Genomic DNA, 24,414 nt, shown 5'->3' on the forward strand with positions numbered 1-24,414 from the left:
TTCCTGACCCAGTGATTTTTACGGCAAAAAGGCGCTAAGCAGATAGTTGCTCTGCAAGACTTGAACTACCTGAACTACCTGAACTACCTGAACTCAGTTTTTTTCACCAAATGATCCTCTATTTAAAATTGCGTATTCAAAAAAAAAATGCAAAAAAATTTCTGTTTTGTGGAATTTTCCCTTCTGCTCATTGTCAAAACCACAGTCTTAAATCCTAAAGTAGGGCAAAGTTATGAATAATGTTGATATGAGCAATGGGCCTACCGTCAGGTTCAACCTGGAAAATGTCGGTGGTAACGATGAGGATAACGGAGGAAAATTTAATGGGCATTCACGGGTCAAAACCTCTGCCCCCCAAAAATGCATTACCAATGAGCCTGGCGATGGACAGCAGAAGTCAATCAGTCTTAACCAACGCAGATGTGCAGACAAGCAACCAGCACTGCCGATTGATCAGGGCAGTAGCAGCGTCATTGACGGCAAATCAATTGATCAAAAACCCAACCACCAAAGTGAGACCCCCCTGCACATTGCTGAACGGCAACGCAGCACCAATGTATTGCAGATACTGAAAAAGAACGACGAATTCAGTGAAGACATGGTCAACACTGCCCGGAAGGGCAATGCTGAACGTCTTCAATTCCTGATCAGCAAACAACCCGACGAATCTACCCTTAACAACGCCCTGCAAGAAGCCGCCAAATCGGGGCAAAATCATTGCCTTGAAATCCTGATCAAAGCGGGAGCAAAAAACCTTGACGAGGCCCTGCTTGCTGCCGCCGCACAGGGGCAAGCACATTGCCTCCACCCACTGATCAGAACGGATGATAAAGTTAAAGTCCTTAACATGGCCCTGTGCGAAGCCGCAAGGCATGGACAAACCCAGTGCCTCAAACCCCTGATCAATCAGGGAGCAAATAATCTCATTGGTGCCCTGTGCGCTGCCGCCGAACAGGGGCAAAGCAAGTCCCTGCAACTCTTGCTCAAAGAGGGAGCGGAAAACCTTAACCTTAACGATGTTTTGTATTTCGCTGTCCTGACAGAAAACGATGAGTTCCGGGACGCTCTGATTAATAACGGAGCGGATATTACTACCGTATTGCACACTGCTGCCGTGAAAGATTCTGTGGACCAGCTTAATAACCAGTTCATCTCGGCTTACATCAATACTCCCAATAAGTACGGCAGAACACCACTGCATATCAGCGCTGCCATGGGCCATACCAAAAGCTTGGAAAAGCTGCTTAAAACCGATGGAGTGAAAATCAATACCACTGATAAATCCGGCCATACGCCTCTCCACTTTGCTGTCTTTAATATGCGTACAGACACTGCCATGATGTTACTGAAAGCTGACAACATCGATGTCAATGTGAAGGATAAAAATCACTTTACTGCTCTCCACTATGCTATCAATGCAGACAACAGTACGATCGTGGAGGAGTTACTGAAAACTAGTGACATCGCGGTAAATGAGGGGGGTGAAGAGGGCTGGACACCTCTCCATGCTGCTGCCTACAAGAATATTCCAGACGCCGTCAGGCAATTACTGGCCATTAAAGACACCAAGGTCAATCAAAAGGATAACCATGGCGATACAGCTCTCCACTTGGCTGTTAAAAGTGGTAATACAAATATCGTCGAGATGTTGCTGGACACTGATGTTGGCATTGAGGTCAAAGAGAAAAATAACAGTGGCCAAACGGCTCTGGATCTTGCTGACGATAATTGCAGGAAACTGCTTAAAGACTTTTTAAAAGCAAATAAACACTAACGCAATATGAAAGGTTAAATCTCATCCAGGATTATTACTATTTCTGGAACCAAATACTCATGATCGTCATAGCCGGTCATGAGTATTTTTAATCTGATTTTTTCCGGTCACCGTTACCAAGTGAAGAGTCACTCTGCAAGACCTCCCTATTTGATTGAGCTTGGTTTTTTTTCAACAAAAATCATCTGTTGCATATTACATATTCAAAAAAAACTGTGGGAAATTCTGTTTTAAGGAATTTTCTCTGCTGCTTGTTGTCGAAGCTACAGAGTTTAATCCTAAAGTAGAGTAAAGCGATGAATAGCAACACGTTAGATAGTGCCACGGCCGACGCAGCCAATGCCTTCAAAAATCATGGTATTGTTGAAAATGATAACGATTATGGCACAGGGCAGCTTGCTGGGCGTTTACTGTCCGAAACCTCTTGCACCCGCATCACCGAGCAGCCTTACAATGCACAGCAGGTGTCAACAAGTCTTAACCAACGGGAATGTGCAAGCGGGCAATCGGCACTGCCATTGATTGGTCCGGGCAGGAGCGACGTCGCTGATGACGAATCACCTGATTATGCAACCATGGTACTTAATACTGCCAATCAACATGGGGAGCCCCCCCTGCACATTGCTGCCCTGGAGGACAATACTGAACTCCTTAGACACCTTTTAAGTGATATACCCGCCGACCAACCTGTCTTTAATGACTCCCTGCTCAATGCTGCCAAAAAGGGGCAAACGCAGTACCTTGACACCCTGGTCAAAGCGGGAGCAAACAACCTTGACGATGCCCTGCGTGCTGCCGCCGGGGAAGGGCAAGTGCAGTGCCTCACCCCCCTGAAAAAACTGGGGGCTAAAGATCTTGACGGAGCCCTGCGCAAAGCCGCCGCGCAGGGACAAACGATGTGCCTTAAACCCCTGAAAAAATTGGGAGCTGAGGATCTTAATGGAGCCCTGCGCGAAGCCGCCGAGCAGGGAAAATTGCAGTGCCTTAAACCCCTGATCAATCTGGGAGCAAGAAATTATGATGATGCCCTGTGCGCTGCCGCCCAACAGGGGCATACGAATTCCCTTTTATTCTTGATCAATGAGGGGGCGAAAGACTTTAACAGTGCCTTGTATTACGCCGTTCTGGCGAAAAACGAAGAGTCAAAGAACATTCTGCTGACGAAGGGAGCAGATATGACTTCCTTACTGCATACTGCTGCCCGTAAAAATTCTATGGAATGTCTGGATGACCCGACCTTCCTGACCTTGGTAGACATTAATGCTACCGATAAGAACGGCAGAACACCACTGCATATCGCCGCTGCCATGGGCCATATCGAAAGCCTGGAAAAGCTGATTGATACCAATGGGGTGAATCTCGATATCACTAATAAATTGAGCCAGTCGGCTCTCCACATAGCTGTCATAAACAATGATGCAGCGGCCGTCAAGTTGTTACTGGCTGCCGGCATCAATGTCAATAAGGGGTGTTTCCATTACTTTACGGATCAACACATAGATTACTGTACGGCTCTCCACTTAGCAGCCATGCACGCTGATATAAAAATCGTCGAGTTGTTAATAAAAGCCGGCATCGAGGTCGATGCAACGAGTGGATATAACAGGACGGCTCTCCACACGGCTGCCCAACACGCTGATGTAGACGTCATCAAGTTGTTAATGCAGCACATTCAGGTCAATGAGAAGAATAACTCTGGCTATACACCTCTCCACATGGCTGCCAACGACGGTCGCAAAGACGCCGTGGATGCGTTACTGACCGCTGAAGACATCAACATCAATGCGAAAACCAATAAAGGCATAAGGCCTATCGACCTTGCTAAAGACAGTGAGTGCAAGGCAGCCTTACAAGCCTTTGAAAAAGCAAATAAGCACAAACACAACAATAAATGTTAAATGTCGTCTACATTATTTTCTGGAACCCAATTCTCATGACCGTAATAGTCGTTCATGAGAATTGGCAATCTGATTTTTCCAAGTCACCCCGCACAATGAAACTGCCACACGGTCATCGGGTTGGCCAGTTTTGCTGACAGCCCATTTCTGTCAGTGTTTGTCACCAGAATTCAAGTCTTCAATAAACCCAGTCATTCAACTGCGGATAAGCATCAAGCCACTGAGATAGTCCGAAAAGCTGAGTACAGATTTCATGAGGAACGTAATGAAGTTCCATACTATCCTACGGATTGCGTTTCTTGTGCATTCGAAGCCTTCTGTTTTTAGCATTCCCTGATGTTCTAGCTGTAAAAACAACAAAGCTTCAATTATTTTTCAAGATGAATTTCCAGGATTTTCAATTGGTTGTGTTTTTGGACGAGAACTAACTACAGTCTTTAACTCTAAAATTGGACAAAGCGATGGAAAGTGTTTTGAAGGGTTTTATGAATACTGCCTGGGGCAACACAGCAAATGTCCCCTTAACTGGTGGCATCGGTAAGAATGACGACGGGTATAGAGGACAGCTGGATGGGCGTTCACTGGTCAGAACCCAGTGCAACCCAGAATGCATCATTGAAACGCCTGACGATTTACCGCAGAAGTTAAGAAGTCTTGGCCTGCGCGAATGTGCATACGGGCAATCGACCCTGCCATTGATTCGTCCGGACATGACCACCGCTATCCAGAAGGGCAATACCGAACTCCTTAATTACCTGATCAGCACCCGCCCCGGCCGACCTGCCCTTAATAGCGCCCTGCACGAAGCCGCCAAATGGGGGCAATTGCATTGCCTTGAAATTCTCGTCGCAGCGGGAGCAAACAACCTTGACGATGCCCTGCTTACTGCCGCCGGGCACGGGCACATACTCTGTCTTAGTCGTCTGATCCAAATGGGAGCAAAAGACCTTAACGGTGCCCTGCGTGAAGCCGCCGGGCAGGGGCAAACCTGGTGCCTTAAACCCCTGATCAATAACGGAGCAAAAGATCTTGATGGTGCCCTGTGCACTGCGGCCAAACTGGGAAAAGATCAGGCCCTTTTACTCTTGATCAAGGAGGGAGCGAAAGACCTTAACGGTGCCTTGTATCCCGCTTTCCTGGCGAACAACAATAAGGTCCTGGACGCTCTGATTGCTAATGGTGCGGATATTACTTCCTTAGTGCACAGTGCTGCCAAAACTGATTCCATGGAATATCTGAATGACCGGGTCATCTCGACATACATCAATGCTACCGATGAGAACGGCAGAACACCGCTGCACATCGCCGCTGTCATGGGCCATGGCAAAAGCCTGGAAAAGCTGCTTAAAACCAATGGAGTGAATATCAATATCGCTGATAAATCGGGCCTTACGGCTCTCCACCTGGCAGTCCAACATAATCGCACTGAGACCGTCATGAGGTTACTGACCACTGACGGTATTAACGTCAATAAGAAGGATAAAAATCGCTGGAATGCTCTCCACTTTGCTGTCAAATATGCCAACATAAATATCGTCCGGAAGTTACTGAACACTGACGGCATCAAGATCAATGAGAGGGTTGGACTTTTCAACAATACAGCCATCCTGCTTGCTGTCAAACAGGGCCGTGCAGATGTCGTCACGGAATTACTGGCGGTTAAAGGCACCAATTTCAATCAAATGGACTTCAATGGTGATACGGCTCTTCACCTGGCTGCCAAACGAGATGATGCAAAGATCGTCAGGGAGTTGCTGAAAGCTGTCGGCATCCGGGTCAAAGCGAAAAATAAATGTGACGCTACACCTCTAAGCCTTGCTGACCGTGACAGTGAGTGTAGGGAGCTTATTAAAGCCTTTTTAAAAAGGAAATAACCATTAACGCAATGTTAAAGGTGAAATCTCGCCTGCATTACTATTTCTGAAATAGCAAGGGAAATAGGTTTTGTCTGCTATCATCCTGCCATTGCAACAAGTGGAGCAGCCTGTCTCCACTTTTTTTAGTCTGGCTCTTCCCCGGCGAGGCTGTCAGAATTTACTCATTGACAGTAGGGCCTGTTGATAATTCATCACAATCATTGGCTTTCCTCTCAGGAGCTTAACTTTTGAAGAAGCGTATTTTCACGCCAGATATTTTTGCGCAGTTCACATCCCGCTTTTCCATCCGAACGCAGTTAATGGTCATCTTTGGTCTATTGATGGCCACGCTGACGATTGGGATGTCGTTGGTCATCAGCAATGAGATTGACTCATCAAGCCAGCATCAGGCAGACAGTATCGGTCAATTATTGAGTGAACAGACTGCCAGCGCCGCGACCGATATGCTGGTCACCGGAGACAGGCTCAGCCTCAATGTTCTGCTCAGTCAGCTGGTGCAGAACCCTTATGTTGCCGAAGCCAGTATCTACAGCATCGATAACCAGAGAATTGCCAAAGCCATTGCCAAAACGGCGGATGAAGGCATCAGGCATCCGGTTTATTCATCGCCCATTCATTACCAGGATGTGATTGCCGGTTACGCCCGCTTATCACTCAACGAAGGTCTGCTCAGCCAGAAACCCAAAGAAGCCCTGTTCGTGATTATTGCTATCAGCTTGATACTGCTGCTGGCCGGGCTGATTTTTCTGCACCTCTATGCCTCCGGCCTGGCGACTCAGCTGCGCCTTATTGAACGACAGTTACGTTCCATTCTGCCCACAGGGAACCCAATCCCGTCAATCACTGGCGAAATCACCCGGCTTTCTGCCTTTGCCGAGCAGCAGCTGCTTGAAAAGAAAATGGCGGAGCCGGAAGAGAGTGTCGAAGAGCAGCAGGAAACGTCGATAATTGCCGCAATCAAAGTCAAAAACCTGGGCAGGCTTCAGCAATTGCTGGCCCCCAGAGACTTGCAGGATATTCTCCGCACTCACAGCCAGATCATCAGTGAAGCTGCGGATTATTATGGTGGCGAGGTAACCTATACGCCAGAAGGGAATGCCTATCTGCGGTTTTCCAGCAAAGAGAGCCCGGCATTTACCTCAGATGCTCTATTCTGCTGTCTGATGATCGAAGCGCTGGCTGAAAAAGCCGGAGCAATCAATATTGCCAAAACACATATTGGTATTGGCCTGAGCGTCAGTGATCAACAGGCGGAGTTCCCGGAAGAGCAACACCCGGCCCTGGGTGACAGTGCCGCCAGCCAGGCACTGACTCTGGCTAACCTGCCAGATATGGATGGTATTTATATGCGCCGGTCAGAAGCCAGCTGGCTTCCCTCAGACCTTCCGGATTTTGCCGCCCTGGACAGTGAAGTCATCAATATCAAAGGCATCAAAAACGAGCTGGCCAATGAATTGAGAGGCCAGATTTTTGAGATGGAGTCCATTCTGGAATTAAGAGGCTGTTTTAAAACGACTTAAGCATCCTGCGGGTTATCCACCAAATGTTTAACAGAAATTTCAAATATTTTGCGGCAGGATCTACTCCCGTCTGCTAGGTTTATGGTGTTTTGGAATAGTTACGTTAAGAATGAATATATGAACTCTGTTACTGGTTCAGGAGCTGTTCAGCCCGCCCCTTCTTCGCAAGATCTACTGGAGTCTAAATCAAGCTCTGGAACATACCTCTGTTATGGCAGGCTGGTATCAGCCATGCCGTCCGTGCTTCCTTCTTGTTGTAAAAGTGAACCGTTCCATCGCTATTATGTTGACAGCCCGGTTTACAAGCCGACAACAGTCGCAGTAATTACCTCTCAGCCACTGGGTTCTGACAATCGTGGCCAGGTGTAAATGGAAGCTCGCTGTAAGTGGTAAATGGAAGCCCTCCGCGAGGCACCCTGATAAGCAATCCTGGTCAGATTCTCATCTCAATCCCCCGGGCAGCCATATACTCCTTGGCTTCAGGAATAGAGTATTGCCCGAAATGGAAAATACTGGCGGCCAGTACCGCATCCGCTTTACCCTCTTTGATGCCTGCCACCAGATGATCCAGGTTACCCGCACCGCCGGAGGCAATGACCGGAATACCCACTGACTCCGAGATAGCCCTGGTGACGCCCAGGTCGTAACCATTTTTGACACCGTCCTGATCCATACTGGTCAGCAGTATTTCACCGGCTCCGAGGCTCTCCATTTTCAGTGCCCACTGCACAGCATCAAGGCCGGTAGGCTTGCGCCCGCCATGGGTAAAGATCTCCCAGCGGTCTGGCTCACCGGGCTGGCTCACTTTTTTGGCATCAATAGCCACGACAATACATTGCGAGCCAAAGCGGTCAGCCGCTTCCTGAACAAATTCAGGATTGAAAACCGCCGCGGTGTTGATGCTGACTTTATCCGCACCCGCATTAAGCATGGTGCGGATATCTTCCACTTTGCGAATACCACCGCCAACGGTCAGCGGGATAAATACTTCACTGGCCATACGTTCAACGGTATGCACCGTTGTCTCCCGCCCCTCATGGCTGGCGGTAATATCAAGAAAGGTTATCTCATCAGCGCCCGCTTCGTTATAACGCCGGGCAACTTCCACCGGGTCACCAGCATCCCGAATATCGACAAACTGAACGCCTTTAACCACCCGCCCATTTTCGACATCGAGACAGGGAATTATTCTTTTAGCCAGTCCCATGACTTCAACCTTTCCAAACGCTTGTTAATTGGCCAGACGCAGCGACACCGGGTAGCGGTAAAACTCTCCACTGCCCGCCTTCATGGCTGCCCTGACCATAAACACCAGAACCACTATGATGATCACTGGCACCAGTGGTAATAATAGAAACCCAACCAGCATGAACTTGAGGATAACCCAGAGAGTCGCCAGCAGTGTGATGGTGATCTGAAAGTTCAGGGACTCTCTGGCATGGTGCTCAATATAGAGCGACTTGTCCCGTTTCATCAGCCAGATCACCAGCGGTATGGCAATATTCAACCCCGGAATCATAAAGCCGAACAGAGGCAGAAGATGTGCCAGTACGGCCATATTTTTATCGTCCCGGTTAATATCGGGCCTGTTCATTGGAGGGATACCATAATCATTCATCGCAGTAACGTTGCGCTTCGTTCAGATTGAGTGTCCCTTCGTAAATGGCACGACCGGTAATCGCACCGGCAACCCCTTCCCCGGCAACGGCTTTCAGGGCACGTATATCGTTCATATCAGTGATACCACCGGAAGCAATCACAGGAATCGCCATGCTGTTGGCCAATTGCCGGGTTGCGGCAACATTGACCCCCTGCATCATGCCATCCCGGGCTATATCGGTATAGACGATGGCAGAGACACCGTCCTGCTCAAACTGACGTGCAAGGTCTACAGCCTGGGTGTCGGTGACTTTTGCCCAACCATCCGTTGCGACACGGCCATCACGGGCATCGATACCCACGATTACATGGCCGGGAAACGTCTGGCAGGCTTGCCTGACAAAGTCAGGGTCGGTTACTGCTTTGGTACCGATAATCACCCAGGAAACACCAGACTCCAGATAGGCTTCTATTGTCGCCAGATCACGAATACCCCCACCAATCTGTACGGGCAAATCAGGGTACTTTGCGGTGATACCACGAACCGCATCGGCGTTCAGGGGCTTGCCGGCAAACGCCCCGTTCAGGTCAACCAGGTGAAGCCTGCGGCAACCGGCATCCACCCACCGGCTGGCCATGGCAACCGGGTCATCACCAAAGACCGTGGCATCCGCCATTTCCCCCTGACGCAGCCGGACACAGGCACCATCTTTCAAATCGATTGCAGGAATGATTAACATCGTTATGGCTTCCATGTTAAAAAGTTTTCGAGCAGCTGCAGTCCATTGGCGGCACTTTTTTCAGGGTGGAACTGCACAGCGACAATATTGTCATGACCAAGGGCGACATCGAAACCAAGACCGTAGTCACTTCTACCCACCACCATCGCGGCATTGGCAACACGGGCATAGTAGCTGTGCACGAAATAGAACCGGGCATTGTCTACGATTCCCTGCCAGAGAGGATGGGAGGGTTCAGCCTGACGGACCGGGCTCCAGCCCATGTGGGGAACTTTCAATCGAGCGCCTTCGCTATCCCGAAGGTCTTTCCCAAAGAACTTTACCTCACCGGAAAACAGGCCAAGGCACTCAACCCCGCCATTCTCTTCGCTATGATCGAGCAGTACCTGCATACCCACACAAATACCCAGCAAGGGGCGGTTGGCTGCCACCTCTCGAACCACTTCATCAACACCATGACGCCGTATCTCCGCCATACAGTCACGGATTGCCCCTACGCCGGGAAGCACTGCCTTATCGGCAGCCAGTATCTGCCCGGGATCGGAGGTAACAATGATTCGGGTATTCGCCTCGGCAACATGTTCCAGTGCTTTACTGACGGAGTGAAGGTTGCCCATCCCATAATCAATGACAGCGACCGTCTTCATGGTTACAACGACCCTTTTGTAGAAGGCATCTGGCCCGCCATGCGCGGATCCAGGGCAACCGCCATCCGTAAGGCGCGGCCAAAGGCTTTAAAGACGGTTTCTATCTGATGATGGGCGTTGCGTCCCCGCAGGTTATCAATATGCAGGGTGACACCGGCGTGATTCACGAAGCCCTGGAAGAATTCATAGAACAGGTCAACGTCAAAGCGGCCGATCATTGCACGGGTAAATTCAACATTAAATTCCAGACCGGGTCGCCCGGAGAAATCGATAACGACTCTGGAAAGCGCCTCATCCAGGGGCACATAAGCATGCCCGTAACGATACAGCCCTTTTTTATCACCAATGGCCCTGGCAAAGGCCTGACCCAAGGTAATGCCGATATCCTCAACGGTATGGTGATCGTCGATATCATTATCACCAACAGCCTTGATATCAAGGTCAATAAGGCCATGGCGGGCAATCTGATCCATCATGTGGTCAAGAAAAGGCACCCCTGTATCAAACGATGCCTTGCCAGTACCATCCAGATTGATGGCCACACGAATCTGGGTTTCCAGGGTGTTTCTTTCAACACTCGCCTTGCGCTCAGCCATGAACTTCTCCGGTTGGATTGTCATCTATTCTGTTTGCCGGGATATTATGGTGAGCATTATATAGAGACTGTTAACTGCTCGCTAGGAGGCTGTAAGAGGATATTCTTTATTGGGACCGGACCTGTTCATAAAGATTACCTTCCAGGCTTTCCAGAAGCTTATCCACCTGCAGCCTCTGGATTTGAGCCGGTTTTGCTTTCAATGGGTGTAACCGGTCATTCACCCAGTGTGATGACCAGTTCCAGGTCGTAGTCACACACTCCCGGGCGAAGGATTCAAGACCAAACCGATCCGCCTGCTCAAGACATCCCGTGAGAAATTCATCCACATCGGACATCAGGATCGGATAGCTGCCTGCGGGTTTGCTGCTGTATTTATTCTGCGTCTGATAGAGCCAGAACTGGCTATTCTCCGGGATGTTCCCGTTACTCATGGAGGTTAATCGCCCGGGGTTGACCGGCACGCGGCAGGTCAGTTGCTGCTGACGATCTATGGACTTGATCTTATTGGTTGGCATGGAAATCAACACACCATTAAATCGTCCGCCAACCAGCGGTATAACCCCCAGTTCAGTCACCTTGATAGTGTTATCCTGCCGGGTTCTGGTCTGCCACCCTCTTCTGAATCCATCAACCCAGACCGGAACCTCAGGCTTAAACCCGATATTGGCTGATTTCCTGGCCTGCTCATAAAGCAGGCTACCATAACCGACAATGTACTGAGACTTTGCCTTATCAAACGCAGGGAAGCACTCATTGGCCATGCTGATGACAGGCGCTATGCATAAAATATTCAGTAACCCCATCAGCCAAATTACATTGCCTGGTAATTTGAAAGCAGGGTAATTCACTTTTGACATTTTTTTTCCTCAACAACCTTTCACTCAATCTGAGGAGACCGCCAACCTTTGTTTACACTATTAAAGGCTGGTTTTTTAGATAATCTAATAATCAATTAATGGATAAGCTCGTTTTTTCCAGACTCAAAAAAAACCAAAAAGTGAATACCCTTTGTTTTCCCGAAAAAAACAACTCCGCCGTTAACATAATAGCTCTCTTTATAAGAATCGAAATATTCACAAAAAAATATTTAATAAAAAATTAATTTTTATAAGGGTTGATTTTGTTTACTAGTCAGGTATTGTTGATTTGAACCAAGAAGGATCTGATACCATGTCCGGTCGATTGTTGTTTAAGGAAAAACAACTCAGGCTTTGTGTCGTGGCCGCTCTGACGTCAATTGCTGCACCTGTTGCAGAGAGTCTAGTATTGCCGCCAAAACCTCTGGCTTCGAATATTTCCTGGAACTGCCAGTCAGGCATTAATAATGATTGGCTATGCAACGGCATAAGCAGACAGTTTTATAAAACCGAACCTGCTCAACAGTATGCCGGATACTCCAGGCAAAAACAGTCTGATGAACAACAGCTTTATGCTGAATCCTATAATTCATTATCTATTGAAGCTCGAAACTCAGAATCACTTGTCAGTATTCTGGATGCTCCGAGAGATCATTACGTGCTTCAATGGATGGCAGCAAAAGAGCGTGAACAGCTGGAGGCGCTAAAGCAGCGCTACCCGGTATTAAAAAACGCGACCATTGCTGAATACAAAAGATCAGGCACAGTCTGGTATGTGCTTCTGGATGGCCCATATCCAAGCCATATTGCCGCCATGGCGGAACTGGATTCACCGCCCAGATCCCATATGGCCAGAGAACTTTACCCCTGGACAAGATCGCTGGCCAGTATTCATAAACTGGATATTATCAGGCCGAATTACCCGGTGGAACAGCTGGCCGACCGCTATCAGCCAGAATATCCCCCAGAGCTGTCCATGCGCGACAGCAACAATGCGCCTATTAACTACGATATTTCCTATAGTACAGAGCAAAGCCGTCAACCTTCACAATATCAACGGCAGCCCTCTTATACTCAGCAACCGGAAACATCGGTCATCCGTCGTGATAATAGCTACCCATTGGCTGAGACAGGTTATGATACTGGCCAGCCGCCTGAAATAAATACTGTGTCTTATGGCAGTGAGTTCGAGGGCCAATCCTACTCCGGCTTATCCAGTGATCAAAACTACCGGATTCTGCCAGAGCAGGCTAACCCGCAGGAAATGTATGTCAGTATCTCACCGGCCTATCGCAGTAGAATTCCTCAGCAACATACTCAGGGGAGCCGTGTCGACTACAACACGCCAAACGCGCCTGTTGCACCAGCCCCTGAATACAGACAACCCCGGAGTTATGAAGAGTCGGAACCCTCCCGTCCGGCAATGAATGTTCTGACCGCCAATCCAAAGAGTTATACGATTGAATGGATGAATGCCAGTAGAAAAGCATCACTTGAACGGGCAAGGCTTCGTTACAGCGAATTGAAAAATACCCAGATCATCCACTACCAGAGACACAGCAGGAATCGCTATGCCCTGGTCAGTATGCTGTTTGTGAATCGTTCCCAGGCTCTGGATGCTCTGCTCACGCCTTCACTGTCAAGAGTGTCGGCACGTTTCTCGCCAAAAGTCAGACAGGTCGCCTATTTGCAGTCCCTGGTCGGTTCAACCCCGCAGGCTACCCATGCGTGGGCCAGACCCGTGACAGAGCCGTCTATTGATAGACGCCAATGGATTAGTCAGGAAGACCCCGGCGACAAGACCTATATTGTCCATCGTGAAGACCTTAACCGACAGCCAGTGAAGGCAAGGTTAGTGAGTTCAAACGACGCTGGTACACCGACAATGCACAGACCAGCGGTTGTTCATACGATGCCCAACAGAGAACAACCTCTCCACCCGGGTTATCAGCCGGACAACAACTACCAACACTATGAACAGCCGGACCCTCACAATCCTGTGAATGAACTGCTGAACAGCCCTGATGACAGCTATACCATTCAGTGGTTCGCAGCCAGTAACCGGCAGACAATTGACAAGTTGAAACAGCGTTTCCCGGAGCTGGCTTCAGCAGTCACTGTTCATGTTCAGCGCAACCAGAAGGACTGGTATGTTCTGGTTCAGGGAAAATACAGAAACAGTCAGGAAGCCATCAGGGCGCTGAAGTCCCCGGCAATGAAAAACATTGCCCTGATACTTCATCCATGGACCCGTCCGGTGGAATCACTGAAAAAGCTGCAAATCGCCAGCCTCTGACGCAGTTCCCATTTCCGCAACAAGCCTGTTTTACCCTTGATGACGTTAAGTATCAGGGTAAGATAGGTGTCTTTTATTATCACTCTTCCATAGATCCTGAGGATTCCCATGAACCGCATTCTCAAGTTCATTGCCGTGCTGCTGGCGGCGGTGGTTTTGCTGGGTGTTATCGGTGCGGCACTGCTGCCACGCGTTATCGACCCCAACCAGTATCGCGATGAAATCACCCGGCTTGTTTATGAACAGTCGGGACTGAAAGTCAGTATTAACGGGCCCATTGGCTGGTCAATATTCCCCTGGGTTGGCCTTTCTCTTGAGGATGTATCCGTCGCAGGGGCCAATAATTCACACCTGGCGCAACTGGGCTCCGCCGGAGTCAGTGTGAAGTTGATACCCTTGATCAGTAAACGCATTGAAATGCAGACCCTTGAGCTGACAGGGCTGGAATTAACGCTGGTCAAAAATACCAGAGGCAAGGGCAACTGGCAGGTCAGTGCGCCAACGCCCACTGAACAACAACCCACGCCCAGGGGACAGGAGCCATCCCCGACGCCTGAGTCAGAACCAGCCTCGCCTGTCAGGCTGGATATTGCCAGTGTCAACGTCAGTGGACTGCTGATCAGCTATGAAGACCAGGTTTCCGGGCAGAAATACATGATTGACCAGGCCAGTTTAACCACTGGTGCCATCCGCAATCAGCAGCCTTTTGATTTTCAATTAACAGCCCACATTAACATTCCTGACCTGGTGGTAAATTCACTGATCAGTGGCAAGATGACGTTTAATCTGGAAGCGGGTCATTATGACATCCAGAACCTGAAAGTCAGTGCCACACCGGATGTAGAAAAAGGTGAAAGCCTGAGTATTGTGGGTAATGTTCAATATCAACAAACACCCATGCTGGTTAAGGGCAACCTGGGCGTTGCCGAGTTTAACCTTGCCAATCTGCTGAACCAGATCAAGGTACAACTCCCTCCCATGGCTGACCCGAAAGCCTTGAACCGGCTATCCTTTGACAGTCATTTCAGCACCAATGGTGAAAGCCTGAGCGCAGATAAGCTGCAACTCCAGCTGGACAGTTTTACCCTGGATGGCCATTTCAGGATGAACAGCATTGACCGGGGCGATATGCAGTTCAGCTTTACCGGTAACGACCTTAATCTGGATAACTATCTTCCCCCTGCCACGGATAACGCAGAAGCGCCTGATGAAGAGCAACCCGCTCAATCGGGCTCAGAGCCACCCGCATCCGGTAAAGAGCATCCTCTGATTCCGGAAGGAATGCTGCGTGGCCTTAACCTTGACGGGTCAATGAAGCTGGCCTCTCTCACCGTGGCCAAATTCATTTTTGAACAGCCGTCTGTTTCTATAAAAGCAGCCCGGGGTAAGCAGGAAGTTACCATTGGTTCCCGCTTTTATCAGGGCACTATTGATATGACGTCTAACCTGAATGTACGTCGGTCAGGCAAGCCAAAAATGGCAGCATCGGCAGAGCTGAAAAATATCAGCCTTGAAGCGTTATCAACCGCTATTCCTGATCTTGCCTCACTGAAAGGCGATGTGAATGCGGGTATGAAGGTTTATACACAGGGTCAATACGCCAGTGTTCTCACCAAAAACCTGAATGGCAACATTGAATTCAAGATTGATAAAGGCGCATTCACTGATGCCAACTTTGACAAATTGGTCTGTGAAGGCGTTGCCAAAGTGCGTAAGAAAGAGCTGAGAGCGACGGATTGGGGCACATCTACCGAGTTTACCGACCTGAGCGGCAGTTTCGTCATCAAAAACGGTGTTGCTAAAAACGACAACCTGATTGCAGCGCTCGCCTATATGAACCTGAAAGGTGATGGCCAGGTAAATCTTGTGGATCGACAGCTGGATTATCGTATGGGTCTCAACATTCGTGGCGAAGAAGCGCCGGACAGTGATCCTGCCTGTCAGATCAACAAGGATTACGTCAATGTCACCTGGCCTGTCCGTTGCCACGGTGATCTTGGTGCCCTGAAATGCGGCGCAGATTTCAGACGACTGACTGAAACCATTGCCGAAATCGCTGAAAACCGCCTTAAGCAGAAGATAGAAGACAAGGTGCAGGGACCTGTTAAAGACCTGCTCCAGGGCTTCTTCAAATAAAATTTCTGCCCATAACGACTATACTGCGATCGGCCAGCGGGCTGATCGCAAACCTGTTTTTGTAATTTAATGACTCAAAAAGCCCCATATAAAGACCATACTTTCAGCCAGAGACTTCTGGACTGGTTCGATGTACATGGCCGTAAACATCTGCCGTGGCAGCAAAATAAAACGCCTTATCGTGTCTGGATCAGTGAGATCATGCTACAACAGACGCAGGTAACCACGGTTATCCCCTACTACCAGAAGTTTATGGCGCGATTTCCAGAAGTGACTGACCTTGCAGCAGCCAGTGAAGATGAAGTACTCCATTTCTGGAGTGGGCTCGGTTACTACAGTCGCGCAAGAAACCTGCATAAAGCCGCAAAAAAAGTGGTGAGTGACTTCGCAGGGGCATTTCCCCACTCAGTTGAACAGCTTATGGAACTTCCGGGCATTGGCCGATCCACTGCTGGTGCCATTGCCTCCATTAGCATGGGGATCCGGGCTCCCATCATGGATGGCAATGTAAAAAGAGTGCTTACCCGCTACTTTGCCATCTCCGGCTGGCCCGGGCAGACACGTGTCGCCAATGCGCTATGGGAGATTGCTGAACAGCTGACACCTGAGTGTCGCACAGGTGATTACACTCAGGTGATGATGGATCTGGGGGCAACGGTTTGCACAAGAAGTAAGCCTGCCTGCCAGGTTTGTCCACTGGAAGCCGATTGTATAGCGCACAAAACAGGCCAGCAGAGGCTGTTTCCGGAATCAAAGCCAAAACGGGAGAAACCGGAAAAGTCGGTTATTATGCTGATGGTAGTGAATCAGTACGGTGAAGTTCTGCTTGAAAAACGACCACCGTCTGGCATTTGGGGAGGACTCTGGAGCTTTCCCGAGATTTCAGCTCCTGATCAGATTATCGAGCAGGCACTTGAGAAGACGGGCCTGTTACTGACAGACTTCGACACATGGTCGTCTTTTCGTCATACCTTCAGCCACTACCATCTGGACATTACCCCGGCACTGAGTTTTGTTGAATATCCGGGACAAACCAATACGGTAATAAAAGACCATGACAGTTATTATTGGTTTGCCTTGGATCAGTCGCCTGAATTGGGGTTGGCAGCACCGGTAAAGAAACTGTTACAAAAAATAGAGAATGCATTGTAAGAAATTACCCTGAGGTTATTTTTATACATTATGTATAGAAGTTTCAGCTCTATGGTGTAACTCATTGGTTGAGGAACCTGAAGAATGATTGGTTTCAAATGTGAGACATTCCATAAAAAAATATTGGTAATTGCCATTTCTGCAATAGTCTCAACATCAAGCCAAAGTGATCACGCTGGAGTTGAAACTGAAAATGCCGGTAATTTATCCAATGACCAGCAAGAAACTCAGGAAAACTCCCCACCGGGTTCCGATGCGCACAATATAAATTCCGGCACTATCTACATCGCCACCATGGGGATGACAGGAATGGAGGCTGAGGGGGAAAAAATCCTGAACCACGGCAATATTGAAATCAATGTACCAGGAACAGGTATGAGGGCTACAGCCAGCCCTGAAGATACAAGCCATCAAACGACAGCCACCAACCACGGCACCATTTTGCTAAACCACCCCGAAAGCACAGGAATGGTCAGCAATGGACAGAACATTGTCTGGTCCGGAATCGGCAAAGCGTGGGATGAACACAGTAATGACTACAAAGCAGGTGCCATAAATTATCCCCATGGCTCTATTAAGGGTCAGGGAACCGGACTGCTGTCTTATAACAATGGCCTGATCAAAAATCACGGCAGTATCCAGATATCGGGTTCGCACTCAACCGGGGCCAGGGCACAATCCATTGACCCGGATAATCCAAATGTCGGTTTCGGACTTATTGCCAACACCGGCACCATAACTGCTACGGATGGTGCCAGCGGCATTCACCTGCACAAAGGCGGGCTGAAGAATTCGGGAACAGTGATCAGTGATGATGCCGCTATCCGGGGAACAGGGCCCTTTAATATCGCCATCTTCACCCCCGGTAGCTACATCAGGGGACAGCGTGCTGCCGTGCTGCTTGAAGGCTTCGGTAATGACCTGAACCTGATTGAGCTTCGTGGCGGCACACTACAGGGAAACCTGCTCGGCAACAGCCCGATGGATATTCTGCGTCTCAACCCGGCAGACAACATGACTGAAGACATTAACCAGAAGATTTCAGTCAATGGTGAAGTCAGGGATTTTGAATTCATTTATATAGCCGGAGACCGGTGGACAGCATCCCGGCCAATTATCAACCCAAAATCACTGATTGCCGCCGGCACTGTGAATGTAACCTTGAGTCCTGTCAGTGAGGATCAGGCGCAAACCCTGCAGCTCAGTTTTACGGATTCGTTTCCATCAGAAAATGGCGTTGATATCGAGGTCAACGAATCTGGAATAGCCCATATTGATTTATCGGATACCAATCACCGTCCTGCCGCCAGAATATCCCTGGTGGGAGGTAATATCAGCCAGATGACAGGCCATCTGCAAGGCCGTGATGAGCTATCTCTGGCAAGCGGAATCATCAATATCATTGAAGATGTACATCGAATCAGAGCACAAACCGATGGTGACTGGCAGGTAAAAACGCCGGTCCGTGGCGTAAAACATCTGGTCACTGAATTCGCTGGTGATAAAGACACACCCACTTTTGAACAGACGTCAATTGTCCTTGGGGATCCGGCATTCTCAGCACAAGACAACCAACTGACAGAAAAAGCCAATACACTGGTTGTTGCAACGCCTTCAGAGTCTGACATCAGCTCGGGGCAACCGATCCCGGAATTCGATGGATCAGCGGGTAAAGCAGAAGTCACCATCGCCAATGGGGCGCGTTTTGGCCAACTGATTGCTCCGGAGAAACTGATCGTAAAGGCCTCTGCTGACCAGCCTTTTCACGCTTACGGACCTGTTCGTAATGCTAGACATATTGAAGTTTCAACCTCTGCTCTGGTACAAGGGGTTACACTGGGAGCCTCTCCGGCACATACCGATAGCAGCCTTGGGCTGCTTTTCAGTGACAGCGCATCCGGTGATGCCATCAGGATCACCAATCACGGCACTGTTAATGAGGTTGATGCGTCCAATGGCCATCAACGCCCAGACCTTCACTATATCCACGACAGTGACACGCTGGTAAACCTGCGGGGCAACAACACCAGAAACGACCAACTAACCGTTAAGGGCGGTTCTGCAGAAACCGTACAGGCCGTTTCAAGCTCAGCGCTGCAACATGGTTTTGCTACCCTGAATCTTCATGGCGTGGCAGCACCGGTGGAGCTTCCCGCTGATCTTGAGTCATTGACACTCACCAGTACCCTGCCTATTGGGCATATTTATGCGGTCAGTGCTGATCACCTGGAGAAAGAAAGAGCAGACAAGGCCCAGGATATACCTAATCCGACGTTTATGTCGTATTCAGTCAGGAAGCCTGAAAGTGCAACATTAAAAACTGACCTCATAACACCGGGGCTAAATTTCAACATGAAAGAACGCCCCAACATGCGTTTTGAGATTCTTAATGGTGAAATAGGTACTCTGACAGGTAACCCGGAAAAGGACGATCAGCTGGTTATTCACGGAGGCCACATTCAGGGCGATACGGACAGCCTCCACTCCGTTACCGTTGCCAGTAATGACTGGGGTTCCCATGGAACGCTCAATAACACCGGAGAAGTGCTGGTTGATAAGCATGGCATTCTGACATTACTGCGGGTTTATGGACCACAGGAGATCCCTCACCGTACAGAGAATGATCTGACCCTTCAGATAAAAACAGCTGCCGGACAGCGGTTGCCTGTTACGGTAACAGAGGGTGGAGCACTTGGCCTGCTGGAAGTATATGACCAGGCCAGTCTTGGTGATCTATCGTTGCAGGGTGGCGTGGTAAGCATCATGCCCGGTGACCACAAGACGCTGGAGCTGGGAAAAATTACTAATGCCGACGGTGTTTATTCTCCGGAAACCGGGCTTGGCAATGTACTGGTTGGTGGTAACCCGCAACAAAGCCCCTTTGGGAACAACCTGGTACTCAGTACTCCAAGACCCGTCAGTGTCTTCAGCAAAAAAATTGATAGCCTGCAGCTAACTCAAGGAGCAAAGCTTAAAGGTGAGATTCCGGCGGTAGAGCGACTGTTTATCACAACCCCGGATTTTGTATCTGAAGGCCGGATCAGTGCTATTGAACTGGTCGCTGATGCACCTGTTGCTGAAGTCAATGTTGCTGACAGCTCCAAGCCCGCAGCCGATGTGCCGGATACCCCTGCCAGGCTGAATATACAGACATCACCAGAGCGTCCTTTGACGATAAAAAGCAACCAGCCGACTCCGCAGATACAGCGGCTCAATCTCAATGACGGAGCCAATATTGGTGCTGTTGATTCTGTGAAAAATATCTGGATTCATAGCTCAGGCTGGAACAGCCAGGGGCTGGTGAATAATCCCGAAACACTCACTATTGCCCCTGATGGGGCAGCAGATCTTATTGTTGCTGATGGAACGCAGACCAGTGAGCAGGATTTCGCTCAAAAACAGTCGATGCATCTTTCTTTTTCCGGTGATGCCCCCTATGACTGGAATAAGGCATTTGTCGTCACCAATCTCGGTGAGGCTGGCATCAATGAATTACCTGATCACCGGGGAGAGCTGAAAGTACTGGATTTCTCGGCGGATACCCAGCGCCCTCCCCTGTACTTTATGCAACATGGCGGCAATACCGATCGGGTCATCGGCCGACAGGACAAAAACGACACTCTGGCCCTGGTGAATGGCCCACTGAAAACAGCCTCAGGATTTGCCAATATCGATATCTTTGGCGCTGACTGGCACAGCATTCAGTTAACAAATCCTGAAAATATCAACATCCACGAAGCAGCCAGTGCAGCCAATATTCTTGTTTCTGATCAGATGCCAGAGGGCAAAGGAATACTGGCAACCCACTTTACAGAAGACTGTGGCAGGGTATACGTAAATTCCAGAGGAACGCTGGATGAGGTCAACCTGTCACCATTACAGAGCAGCCCATCATTCAGCATAGAGCAAACCGGTGGCAAGATTGGTTCACTTAAAGGAGCCAACGGTAAGGATGATCGATTCATTGCCAATAATACGACAGTAGAAGAACAGATATCCGATATTGATTTCATTACCTTTAACGGTATCAACCACTATAAAGGTAACCTGCTTCGGTCCAATGGGCTCATTGATGTGAATGGCCATCTCCATTTTTTGGCAGATAGAATGGCTATCGTTTCCGGCTCGTCAGACAGTCGTCGTGCAGAGGTGCCTGAATCATCACCTGCATTGCATATTCGTCAGGGAGCCGTCGTTACCATTCCATCTGAACTTAATATCGACGGTAACTATCAACAGGATGGTCGCCTGGTGCTGACAGAACAAAGTCCGGACGCGGCAGGGTTTGAGCCGTTAACCGATGGTACGATACCGCAAGCCCCGGTGGTGGCAGCCAAAAATATCCACGTGGGTCCTGCTGCTGATTTTGTGTTTGACAGCGTTATCATTCAAGATCCGGCCATTGGCAAACAATATCTGTTGATGGAAGCAGAGGATTCCAACATTAACCAGCCGGTTAATGTGGATGCTGACAATGAGCTCTATATCCACTATGACGCGATCATTGATCCGGATAACGCAAAAAGAATGCTGCTGATCAGCACGGATCAGGCTGACCATCGGGTATCTCAGGTTCCGGGGCGGTTTCGATCCATGATGCTGGCAGCCACAAAACCTTCCGAAAAAGAAGAACACGACAGTGAAAGTGCCAAATTAACCCGGCATGTTGTAAAAAATGTAAAGCCCGGCAAAGACATGAAAAAAGCCGCAGAGCTTGCCCCTGCCATGTCGCCTCATGCGGTGCACAATGCCAACCTTGCACTGAAAACGGCGGGCAAAACCCTTAACGACAGAATGTCTGGCAAACGAACCGGCATCAACACCGGAGATATCTTCTCTTCTGGCGCGGCCTGGATTCAATACGACTACAGCAAGGCAACACAGGATATCAACGACCATGTACCGGGTTATCATGCCAGAATCACTGGCTTCTCCATGGGGGCAGATAGCCCTCTGGAAAGGGATCAGAATATAGAAGCAGGCATTGCCTACACCTATGCAAAAGGAAACGTAGCAGGGAAAGATGGCTCAAGAAACAAAATTGACACGGATACTCATATTGTCAGCCTTTACTCCTCGTACCTGGAAAATGATTTTTTCTTTGATGGCCGGATGAGTTATTCCTCTGGCAAGAATAAAGGACGCCGCTACGTTGATGGTCACCTGAACGATGCAAAATATGATTCCCGGAGCTGGGGGGTCGGCATGATTGCGGGCCACACTTACTCCCTGGGAGATGAGTGGAGCTGGCAGCCTCAGGTAGCCTTTAATTATTTCACCATCCAAACTGACGATTATACCGAGTCCGCCAGAGATCCTGCCCAGACACACTTATCATACGATCAGGTCAAAAATGGCAAATATGACATCATGGAACTGGGTGCTGGCCTGAAGTTGATGGGAGAAATGAATACCCGGGCAATGGTCATCAAACCAGAGCTTGGGCTGATGGGCTTTCACGATTTCAAAAAAGATCCGATTGCTATTACTGCTCACTTTGCCGCAGGGGGTGAACACTTCCGTATCAATGGTGCCGACAGAGATAACAACCGCTATCAATTTGATGCCAGCATGAGTGTGGAAATTCAAAGCAATACCACCATTACCTTCCGTTACTCCCACCATTGGGCAGATAACTTCAAAGTTGATGGGTGTATTGCCAGGGTTCGCTATAGCTTCTAAAAGCCTTTTCCTTCAGACTCCAGCCGACCTTTCGTTTTCAACATTCTGTCCCGCATGAAGCATAGTCCAGCATCAGAGCCTCTAAAGAAAGCATCAATCTTGCCATTGGCACCTCCTTTACGGCTCGTTACATGATGAATCGCTGCTTCGGCGGATGCAAAACTCTCTAGCCCCGGCCCCTTGCCTGAATCGTAAAAGTCTGGACTACCTTCGAAATTGTGAGGATCGTAGACCGTGTATTCGAACGTACCGTCTCTTTTTTTGTTTCGATAGATACCAAAAGAGTATAAAGGCTGGCAAATCATGGCTGTTGATGAGTAATCCCAGTTTGTGGTTTCCAATATATCCTGACGCGTGCATGTTTTGATACCAAGACCTTCTCTTTCGTCTGGCGAGATTCGACCCTCACCTTCAGACCCCTCTTCCACCAGTAAATTCGAGTAGCCTGATGATGAGGCGATGCCGGTTAAAAGCAGGTGCATTACACATATTGTCATAGGGTAATGGCCATTAGACAAACTACGTCTCAACTCTTGAGCATCACCTCTGGCGCTGATTATTTCTTCTAAATAAGCAACCAGGACCTGAAAAGAAAATTTATAACCTGTTGCCTGGAAAAGCTGCATTCTCAGTACGTCAAAACCGCAACTCCACATACTGCCAACATTATTACTGTCATATTCGCCAATACCAAACCTGGTCTGGGCATAGGGATAGTAATCTTTGCCATCTTGATCTTTAGCCTGGAGATTTTTTAAATAAAGGCCTGCCCTGGTTGAGCTTAACTTTGAATATCCGGGGAAACCGCACCCTCCGGCTGTTGATCCGTCTGCAACTTCACAGAACGAACCAATACGCACCAGCTTGTGCTGCCCAGTCCTTTTATCCATCACATGAAGCACTTCTTCAATCGATTCCCCTCTATGGTCTGGGTGAGTGATAGTTACCAGGAATTTCGATATAGCGTAATGATCTTTATTATTAAATGCGATGTCATCTACAGCATCTTTAGCCACCTGTTTGCAGGTTAACCTGGCGTTTGCAACCCACGAATCACCAGCGGCCATCCTCATCTCTTTATAAGCGTCCCTTACATCTGCTGTTGTCCGGAATCCGTCTATAAATCGAACCCGGTCTGTATCCGTTTCTTTTAAAGAGAATGAGAATAGCGAATTCGCCGGTGGTTGGGGCAATGAGGGAGAACTGCCTGCTGTTGCTGATGACGGAGGAGGACTGCCAGCTGTTGATGGTTGTTGTGAAGTATCCGTTGCATGGGTTATCTTGTATTCAGCCAATGCCCGTGTGACGGGCTTTGCAAACCAGGCGTCAGGATGACGCTTCATCACAGCCTCGGCTTCAATTAATGAGACGGTATATTTGGTAAATATCGCTTTCACCACCACCGCGATGGCTTTCACCGCACGAGCAAGGATGAAACTGTCATCATGCTTGTTCCAACAGTAAGACATGGCGTTCAAAGCGCCCAATTCAACTGAACTCATATACCTCTCTCCTTTTATTATTCTGAACAACTTGTATTCTCAGACAGAAAATCTGGCTATAAGTTCAAAAACTGGCCATTTATATGAATGAATGTGTAGCGCACAGATACAGAGTAAACTGATTCTCTGTGAATCA

The 24,414-nt window shown here is 48.9% G+C and carries 15 protein-coding genes; 8 read left to right on the forward strand and 7 right to left on the reverse strand.

Annotated features, from left to right (window positions below):
- Nucleotides 1-232: 232 nt before the first annotated feature.
- The 4 genes from ACO6V1_RS03785 to ACO6V1_RS03800 all read left to right on the forward strand — a co-directional run bounded on the left by ACO6V1_RS03785 (nt 233) and on the right by ACO6V1_RS03800 (nt 7,069).
- Complete coding sequence (locus ACO6V1_RS03785; protein WP_422465854.1) at nt 233-1,774, forward strand: ankyrin repeat domain-containing protein; 1,542 nt, start codon at nt 233-235, stop codon at nt 1,772-1,774.
- A gap of 296 nt (nt 1,775-2,070) precedes the next feature.
- Nucleotides 2,071-3,672 carry an ankyrin repeat domain-containing protein gene (locus ACO6V1_RS03790; RefSeq protein ID WP_422465856.1) on the forward strand — a complete coding sequence of 534 codons (1,602 nt, stop codon included), beginning with the start codon at nt 2,071-2,073 and terminating at the stop codon, nt 3,670-3,672.
- Nucleotides 3,673-4,157: 485 nt separating this feature from the next.
- Nucleotides 4,158-5,546, forward strand: a complete 1,389-nt coding sequence (locus ACO6V1_RS03795) for an ankyrin repeat domain-containing protein (protein WP_422465858.1) — start codon at nt 4,158-4,160, stop codon at nt 5,544-5,546.
- 230 nt (nt 5,547-5,776) lie between these two features.
- A complete protein-coding gene (locus ACO6V1_RS03800) occupies nt 5,777-7,069 on the forward strand; it encodes an AhpA/YtjB family protein (RefSeq protein WP_422461930.1) in 1,293 nt (430 codons plus the stop codon).
- A gap of 433 nt (nt 7,070-7,502) precedes the next feature.
- Here ACO6V1_RS03800 and hisF read toward each other — a convergent pair whose 3' ends face one another.
- From hisF to ACO6V1_RS03830, 6 genes are all read right to left on the reverse strand, one after another.
- The gene (hisF, locus tag ACO6V1_RS03805) at nt 7,503-8,276 is read right to left on the reverse strand and encodes an imidazole glycerol phosphate synthase subunit HisF (protein WP_422447797.1); all 774 of its coding nucleotides are present in this window, start codon (nt 8,274-8,276) and stop codon (nt 7,503-7,505) included.
- Nucleotides 8,277-8,300: 24 nt separating this feature from the next.
- Nucleotides 8,301-8,663 carry a DUF4870 domain-containing protein gene (locus ACO6V1_RS03810; protein ID WP_422447799.1) on the reverse strand — a complete coding sequence of 121 codons (363 nt, stop codon included), beginning with the start codon at nt 8,661-8,663 and terminating at the stop codon, nt 8,301-8,303.
- Nucleotides 8,664-8,679: 16 nt separating this feature from the next.
- Complete coding sequence (hisA, locus tag ACO6V1_RS03815; protein ID WP_422447801.1) at nt 8,680-9,408, reverse strand: 1-(5-phosphoribosyl)-5-[(5-phosphoribosylamino)methylideneamino]imidazole-4-carboxamide isomerase; 729 nt, start codon at nt 9,406-9,408, stop codon at nt 8,680-8,682.
- Between the two features lie 2 nt (nt 9,409-9,410).
- Nucleotides 9,411-10,055 carry an imidazole glycerol phosphate synthase subunit HisH gene (hisH, locus tag ACO6V1_RS03820; protein WP_422447803.1) on the reverse strand — a complete coding sequence of 215 codons (645 nt, stop codon included), beginning with the start codon at nt 10,053-10,055 and terminating at the stop codon, nt 9,411-9,413.
- Nucleotides 10,056-10,057: 2 nt separating this feature from the next.
- On the reverse strand, nt 10,058-10,651 hold the full coding sequence (gene hisB, locus ACO6V1_RS03825) for an imidazoleglycerol-phosphate dehydratase HisB (protein ID WP_269671797.1): 594 nt from the start codon (nt 10,649-10,651) through the stop codon (nt 10,058-10,060).
- Nucleotides 10,652-10,757: 106 nt separating this feature from the next.
- Nucleotides 10,758-11,510, reverse strand: coding sequence for a hypothetical protein (locus ACO6V1_RS03830; RefSeq protein WP_422447805.1), 753 nt, complete (start codon nt 11,508-11,510; stop codon nt 10,758-10,760).
- A 313-nt stretch (nt 11,511-11,823) separates the two neighbouring features.
- Between ACO6V1_RS03830 and ACO6V1_RS03835 the strand changes: the two genes are divergently transcribed.
- From ACO6V1_RS03835 to ACO6V1_RS03850, 4 genes are all read left to right on the forward strand, one after another.
- Nucleotides 11,824-13,806, forward strand: a complete 1,983-nt coding sequence (locus ACO6V1_RS03835) for an SPOR domain-containing protein (protein ID WP_422447807.1) — start codon at nt 11,824-11,826, stop codon at nt 13,804-13,806.
- A gap of 108 nt (nt 13,807-13,914) precedes the next feature.
- Nucleotides 13,915-15,942: an AsmA family protein gene (locus ACO6V1_RS03840; RefSeq protein ID WP_422465860.1), complete on the forward strand. Its 2,028-nt coding sequence runs from the start codon at nt 13,915-13,917 to the stop codon at nt 15,940-15,942.
- A gap of 69 nt (nt 15,943-16,011) precedes the next feature.
- Nucleotides 16,012-17,094: an A/G-specific adenine glycosylase gene (mutY, locus tag ACO6V1_RS03845; RefSeq protein WP_422465862.1), complete on the forward strand. Its 1,083-nt coding sequence runs from the start codon at nt 16,012-16,014 to the stop codon at nt 17,092-17,094.
- Nucleotides 17,095-17,178: 84 nt separating this feature from the next.
- Entirely contained in the window at nt 17,179-22,776 is a 5,598-nt protein-coding gene (locus tag ACO6V1_RS03850; RefSeq protein WP_422465864.1) for an autotransporter outer membrane beta-barrel domain-containing protein, read from the forward strand.
- On the opposite strand, the gene ACO6V1_RS03855 is transcribed toward ACO6V1_RS03850, so the two are convergent.
- Nucleotides 22,773-24,278 (reverse strand): hypothetical protein, encoded by a 1,506-nt coding sequence (locus ACO6V1_RS03855; RefSeq protein ID WP_422447815.1) that lies wholly within the window; start codon nt 24,276-24,278, stop codon nt 22,773-22,775. The two genes, ACO6V1_RS03850 and ACO6V1_RS03855, sit on opposite strands and share 4 nt — an antisense overlap.
- Between the last annotated feature and the right edge of the window lie 136 nt (nt 24,279-24,414).

It is taken from the genome of Endozoicomonas sp. ALC013 (genome assembly GCF_049310205.1).
In the GTDB taxonomy this organism is placed as follows: domain Bacteria; phylum Pseudomonadota; class Gammaproteobacteria; order Pseudomonadales; family Endozoicomonadaceae; genus Endozoicomonas.